Below are 5,289 nucleotides of genomic sequence, written 5' to 3'. Positions count from 1 at the left end.
AGGTTCTTGAGGGGCTGAAATCCCGGTTGGAAGCCCACCACCAGCTCTCCTATACCAGACAGGCTCTCGAGCGTTCGGTCGAGCTGGCCGCCCGCCACCTTTCCGAGCGCCGCCTGCCCGATTCGGCCCTGGATGTACTCGATGAGGCTGGGGCCGCTCAAGCCCTCAAACCGCCCAACCGAAAAGCTCGGCGGATTGGCGTCGAACAGGTCGAAGAAACCATCGCACGCATGGCCCGCATTCCGACCAAAAACCTCTCCCGCGACGACGCAGCAGTGCTGGCAAGCCTCGACCAGGAGCTTAAGGGTGCTGTGTTTGGACAGCAAAAAGCAGTGGAGGAGGTAGCCAGCGCCATCAAGCTCTCGAGGGCCGGGCTGCGTGACCCCCAAAAGCCGATGGGTTCGTACCTCTTTGCTGGCCCCACCGGCGTGGGCAAGACCGAGCTGGCCCGCCAACTGGCTGCCTCGCTGGGCGTTCCGCTGTTGCGCTTCGACATGTCGGAGTACATGGAAAAGCACTCCGTCTCGAGGCTCATCGGGGCCCCTCCTGGCTACGTGGGCTTTGATCAGGGCGGCCTGCTAACCGACGCAGTATTGCAAAACCCGCACTGTGTGCTCTTGCTCGACGAGATCGAGAAGGCCCATCCCGACCTGTACTCGATTCTGTTGCAGGTCATGGACTATGGCAAACTCACCGATCACAACGGCAAAAACGTGGACTTTCGCAGCACCATTCTGGTCATGACCACCAACGCCGGAGCTGCCGAGGCCAGCGAGCTACGGGTGGGCTTCCTGGGCGGCACCCGGGCCGAGGCCAGCGATGAGGCCCTCAAGCGGATTTTCACCCCCGAGTTTCGCAACCGGCTGGACGCCATCGTGCGCTTCGACCCGCTCTCCCCTGCGGTGATGCAGCAGATTGTGGGCAAGTTCATGAGACAGTTGGAAACCCAGCTCAAGGAGCGCAAGGTCGCGTTGGAGGTCAGCCCCGAAGCCCTGTTCTGGCTGGCCGAAAAAGGCTATGACGGGCTGATGGGAGCCCGCCCGCTGGCCCGCCTGATCCAGGAGCGCATCAAAAAACCTCTGGCCGACCTGCTCTTGTTTGGCCCACTCAAAAACGGTGGGCGACTGCACATTTTGCACCGGGGCGAGGAGATCGCGCTCGAGGTTCACAAAGCCTGATCAGACCCCCCGAGAAGCCTCTGGAGTCCAGGTGGGGAAACCACCCGTGCAGGTACATTCAATAGACTCCTGTCCCTTACCATGCTACGCGTGAGGGTCGGTTATCCGCAGACCTGGTAAGTATCTCCCCGTCAGGAATTTGCGCTGCCCACAGAGGCCCGGCAAGAGAGCCGCGCCGACGCAAACCCCAGCAGTGCAGCAAAAAACCAGCTCCGAAATTTCTATCGGGGCGCACATATCAGGTCATGGGCCAGAAAGGGTTGCAGATCATCCTGCAACCCAGCTACTGGCTATGGACCATAGACCATCGGCTACCTGGCTAAACGCGACCAGCAGCTTCTGGAAGAAGTTCGTTTTTTCCTTCGGGGAGTTGCGATACAAACTCCGTATCTGGGTTATGCTCAGCCCATGAACATTCTGCTCCTGGGAGGAACCCGCTTTGTGGGTCGGCACATCGCGGAGGCTGCTTTACAGCGCGGTCATGCCGTCACCACCTTCACCCGGGGCAACAACCCCCTTCCAGACACCCTATCGCTGGTGGGGGATCGCAAAAAAGGTGACCTCAAAGCCCTCGAGGGCCGCACCTGGGACGCAGTGGTGGATGTGAACGCTTACCTTCCCCGCGAAGTCCGCGAAGCAATCGAGGTATTGAAAGGCCGGGTGGGATCTTACGCCTTCATCTCTACGGTCTCGGTCTACCAGGAGTCCAGCGAGCCTTTGCACGAAACCTCCCCTTTGCTCCTTGCCAGCGACCCCATGGCAGAAGAGGTGACCGGTGAGACCTACGGCGGGCTCAAGGTGCTGTGTGAACTCGAGGTAGAGCAGGCATTTGGCGAAAGAAGCTTTACCGTGCGCCCACATCTGGTGGTGGGGCCGCACGATCCCACCGACCGCTTCACCTACTGGCTGCGCCGTTTTGCGGGTGGGGGTTCGGTACTGGTGCCGGGTAAACCCGAGCACACCCTTCAGTTTGTGGACGCCCGCGATCTGGGAGAATTTGTGGTTTTGGGCCTGGAAAAGGGCTTGAGCGGGCCCTACAACGGAGCTTCCACACCGGTCTCCTGGGGTAGCCTGGTCGAAGCCTGCCAGCGGGTCATCCCCAACCCTGCCGAGGCCGTTTGGGCCGATGAGCAGTGGCTGCTGGATAACCGGGTAACCCCCTGGACCGACCTTCCGGCCTGGGTTCCCTCCTTTGCGCCGGGTCGCGGGATCGGCCAGACCCAGAATGCCAGGGCCCAGGCTGCGGGTTTCACCATGCGTCCCCTCCTGCAAACCGTGCAAGAACTTCTGGCCTGGGATGCTACACGCTCAGAGCCTCTCAAAGCAGGCATAAGCCGGGAGCGGGAGCTCGAGCTGATTAAACGGTGGCCTGGTTAGGGCGATTTTCAGGGGACTGGTTCTGGGCCCAAATCCATATGGGGGCCCGTCAGCCCCCAGGTATTTTCGTGCTGTGCTCCAAGCCCTGCTTTAGGCCCTGGCTTTGCTAACCAGTTCGGCGAACGTTTCGGGCTGACGCACGGCGATGTCGGCCAGCATCTTGCGATCGAGTTCGATACCGGCTTTCTTCAGACCGTGCATAAACACGCTGTAGCTAAGGCCGTGCTGACGGGTTGCGGCATTGATGCGCACAATCCAGATGCGGCGCATATCGCCCTTGCGCTTACGACGGTCATTGAAGGAACGCATGGCGCCGCTGAAGAGGGTTTCGCGGGCTTTGCGAACACTCTTGGAGCGCAGGGCATAGAAGCCCCTGGCGCGTTTGAGGATGGCTTTGTGTTTACGGCGGCGGACTACACCGGTCTTTGCGCGTGGCATTCAGTATCACCTCTCCTTATGCGTCGTAGGGCATGAGCTGGTGGACACGGCGCTCTTCTCCTTTGGAGAAGGTGAAGTCACGCCCTTTCTGACGGCGGCTGCTGCCCGACTTGTGCCAGTTGAGGTGGCGCTTTCCTGGCTTTTTGCCAACAACCTTGCCTGTGGCCGTGATCTTAACACGTCCTTTGGCGCCCTTATGGGTCTTCATCTTGGCCATAGTTGCTCCTGTATCTGCGGCCTGAGTGCCTCTCCTGGAGGACTTTAAACTCGGCAGCCTTGCAAGTATAGCATCCCCTCAGCCTATTTGCCAAACGAGGCCGGAGACTCAAGCCCCGCATGTGGCACGACCAAGACCCATCCCCGGTGAGGTTCTATCTGGTTTTTCGCACCCGGGATGGTTCCATAGAAAACACACCCTTTCACGCAACCCGCATCTGACCTAGAAGGGTCTACGAAGTCTGGGTCATTAAGTTAACTGGAAAACTGCCCTAGACAGGGTTGCCAGGCGCCCCAGCAGGGGCCGCAGCGGCAGAGGGTCTGGAGCCCGGAGCCATCACCATGTTCATATCGCGGCCCAGCATCTCCGGGCGCATTTCCACAAAACCAATCCCTTCCAGATCCCTGGAGATGCGCTCCAAAAGCTTGTGACCCAGCTCCTGGTGGGCCATTTCGCGCCCACGGAACATGATCGTGACCTTGACCTTGTGCCCTTCCTCGAGGAAACGCCGTATGTGCCCGACCTTGGTGTTGTAGTCGTGGGCCTCGATTTTGGGGCGAAGCTTCATGCTTTTGAGTTCGGTGCGCTTGGCCTTCTTGCGGGCTTCTTTGTCGGCCTGCTGCTGCTCGTAGCGCCATTTGCCGTAATCAAGCAGCTTGGCTACAGGTGGAACCGCGTTGGGAGAGACCAGCACCAGGTCGTATTCGCGCTCCTTTGCCATCCGCAAAGCTTCGCGGGTGTCCACCACCCCTACTTGTGTGCCTTGCTCGTCAATTAAGCGTACCTGACGCACCCTAATTCGTTCATTAACTGGAACATCTCTGGTTATGACTCCACCTCCGCAGGCAACAAACCCGGCTGAGTTTTGCTACCTACGCCCTCGAGTCTACACAATAAACAATCTCAGGGGCAATTTGGATAGGCTGGTGCTCAGCCCGACCACCAGAGCCCTGGCGGCGTGAGTATCCTGGTTTCAAGGGGGAATTATCGCCTCCAGGCCAACGTACTGGATTCGGTGGATTCCGGGTCTAATACCAGTTTCTGTGCTCCAGGATTCAAAAAGAGAGCCTCGAGGTCTCCGGGTTGCATCATGATCTTTTTGAGTTCGGTATAAGTGCGCACAGGATAGAAATTTCGGTGGTGATTTTTACAGGGTGTCTTTTCTGGTCTGCCTCGGCTTGGTAACGGCGCCAGGCCTCAGAGCGTATTGCACATTCCTGCGCTGGAGTTACTGAGTAGCATGGGGGCATGTATTTATCCATAGCAGATCAGAGCCGGGTCCGGGTCCTGACCCTGAATGACCCCGCGCGGCGCAACCCACTTTCACCAGGGCTGGTAAAGGACTTGCTGGAAGCACTCGACGCTGCCGAGCAAGACCCGGGCGTCCGAGTAGTGGTGCTCACGGGGGCGGGTCAGGCTTTTAGTGCCGGGGCCGACCTGGAATTCCTCAAGAACGTCACCGCCGCCGGTGCTGAAGCAAACTATGCCCACTCCCGTGAACTGATGCGCCTTTTTCACCGCACCCATACCTTCCCCAAACCCACCATCGCCGCCATCAATGGCCCTGCGGTGGCCGGGGGGGCTGGACTGGCCACGGCCTGCGACCTGGTGGTGATGGGCGAGGAGGCCAGTATTGGCTATACCGAGGTCAGGATTGGCTTTGTAGCGGCCCTGGTAGGGGTGCTTCTGGTGCGCAATGTGGGGGAGAAACATGCCAGAGAGCTGCTGCTCACCGGCAGGCTGGTCTCGGCCCAGGAAGCCTACCGGATGGGGCTGGTGAACAAGGTGGCGCCACTAGAACAGTTAATGGACGAGGCTCTGGCCCTGGCCCAAGAAGTAAGCGCCAACGCCCCCACCTCGCTCTCGCTAACCAAAGAGCTTCTGAACGCTTTGCCCAGTATGGGCCTCGAGGACGGCTTCCGGCTGGCATCCATTGCCAACGCCTGGGTGCGCGAGACCGGCGACCTGGCCGAAGGCATTGCAGCTTTTTTTGAAAAGCGACCCCCGAGGTTTTAAAAAGATCCGGGTCGTTTCGCAGCCCCGCTTTGCCATCCAGGTTGTTCCGGGGGTTGTTATCCG

Annotated in this window: 6 protein-coding genes; 3 read left to right on the top strand and 3 right to left on the bottom strand. The window is 59.5% G+C overall.

Translation table 11 applies throughout. From position 1 onward, the window contains the following. A partial coding sequence (locus Q0288_RS07015; protein WP_299429104.1) for an AAA family ATPase occupies positions 1-1,178 on the top strand: 1,178 nt, incomplete at its 5' end. Between the two features lie 408 nt (positions 1,179-1,586). Beyond that, a complete protein-coding gene (locus Q0288_RS07010; protein ID WP_299429102.1) occupies positions 1,587-2,555 on the top strand; it encodes an NAD-dependent epimerase/dehydratase family protein in 969 nt (322 codons plus the stop codon). A 90-nt stretch (positions 2,556-2,645) separates the two neighbouring features. On the opposite strand, the gene rplT is transcribed toward Q0288_RS07010, so the two are convergent. The 3 genes from rplT to infC all read right to left on the bottom strand — a co-directional run bounded on the left by rplT (position 2,646) and on the right by infC (position 4,039). Next, positions 2,646-2,993 (bottom strand): 50S ribosomal protein L20, encoded by a 348-nt coding sequence (rplT, locus tag Q0288_RS07005; RefSeq protein WP_299429101.1) that lies wholly within the window; start codon positions 2,991-2,993, stop codon positions 2,646-2,648. A gap of 16 nt (positions 2,994-3,009) precedes the next feature. Beyond that, on the bottom strand, positions 3,010-3,210 hold the full coding sequence (gene rpmI / locus Q0288_RS07000) for a 50S ribosomal protein L35 (protein WP_299429099.1): 201 nt from the start codon (positions 3,208-3,210) through the stop codon (positions 3,010-3,012). Between the two features lie 271 nt (positions 3,211-3,481). After that, positions 3,482-4,039 (bottom strand): translation initiation factor IF-3, encoded by a 558-nt coding sequence (infC, locus tag Q0288_RS06995; protein WP_299429106.1) that lies wholly within the window; start codon positions 4,037-4,039, stop codon positions 3,482-3,484. A gap of 419 nt (positions 4,040-4,458) precedes the next feature. Between infC and Q0288_RS06990 the strand changes: the two genes are divergently transcribed. Continuing rightward, positions 4,459-5,226: an enoyl-CoA hydratase/isomerase family protein gene (locus Q0288_RS06990; RefSeq protein ID WP_299429097.1), complete on the top strand. Its 768-nt coding sequence runs from the start codon at positions 4,459-4,461 to the stop codon at positions 5,224-5,226. Positions 5,227-5,289: the final 63 nt, after the last annotated feature.

Origin of the sequence: uncultured Meiothermus sp., from assembly GCF_937863175.1 — a bacterium.
GTDB lineage: Bacteria > Deinococcota > Deinococci > Deinococcales > Thermaceae > Meiothermus.
The sequence above is the reverse complement of the archived record's forward strand: the minus strand, read 5'-3'. Positions and strand labels throughout refer to the sequence as shown.

Excerpts from the sequence above, each read along its gene's own strand:
- Q0288_RS07010 (WP_299429102.1), top strand. The coding sequence starts at position 1,587 with ATGAACATTCTGCTCCTGGGAGGAACCCGCTTTGTGGGTCGGCACATC.
- rplT (WP_299429101.1), bottom strand. The coding sequence starts at position 2,993 with ATGCCACGCGCAAAGACCGGTGTAGTCCGCCGCCGTAAACACAAAGCC.
- rpmI (WP_299429099.1), bottom strand. The coding sequence starts at position 3,210 with ATGGCCAAGATGAAGACCCATAAGGGCGCCAAAGGACGTGTTAAGATC.
- Q0288_RS06990 (WP_299429097.1), top strand. The coding sequence starts at position 4,459 with ATGTATTTATCCATAGCAGATCAGAGCCGGGTCCGGGTCCTGACCCTG.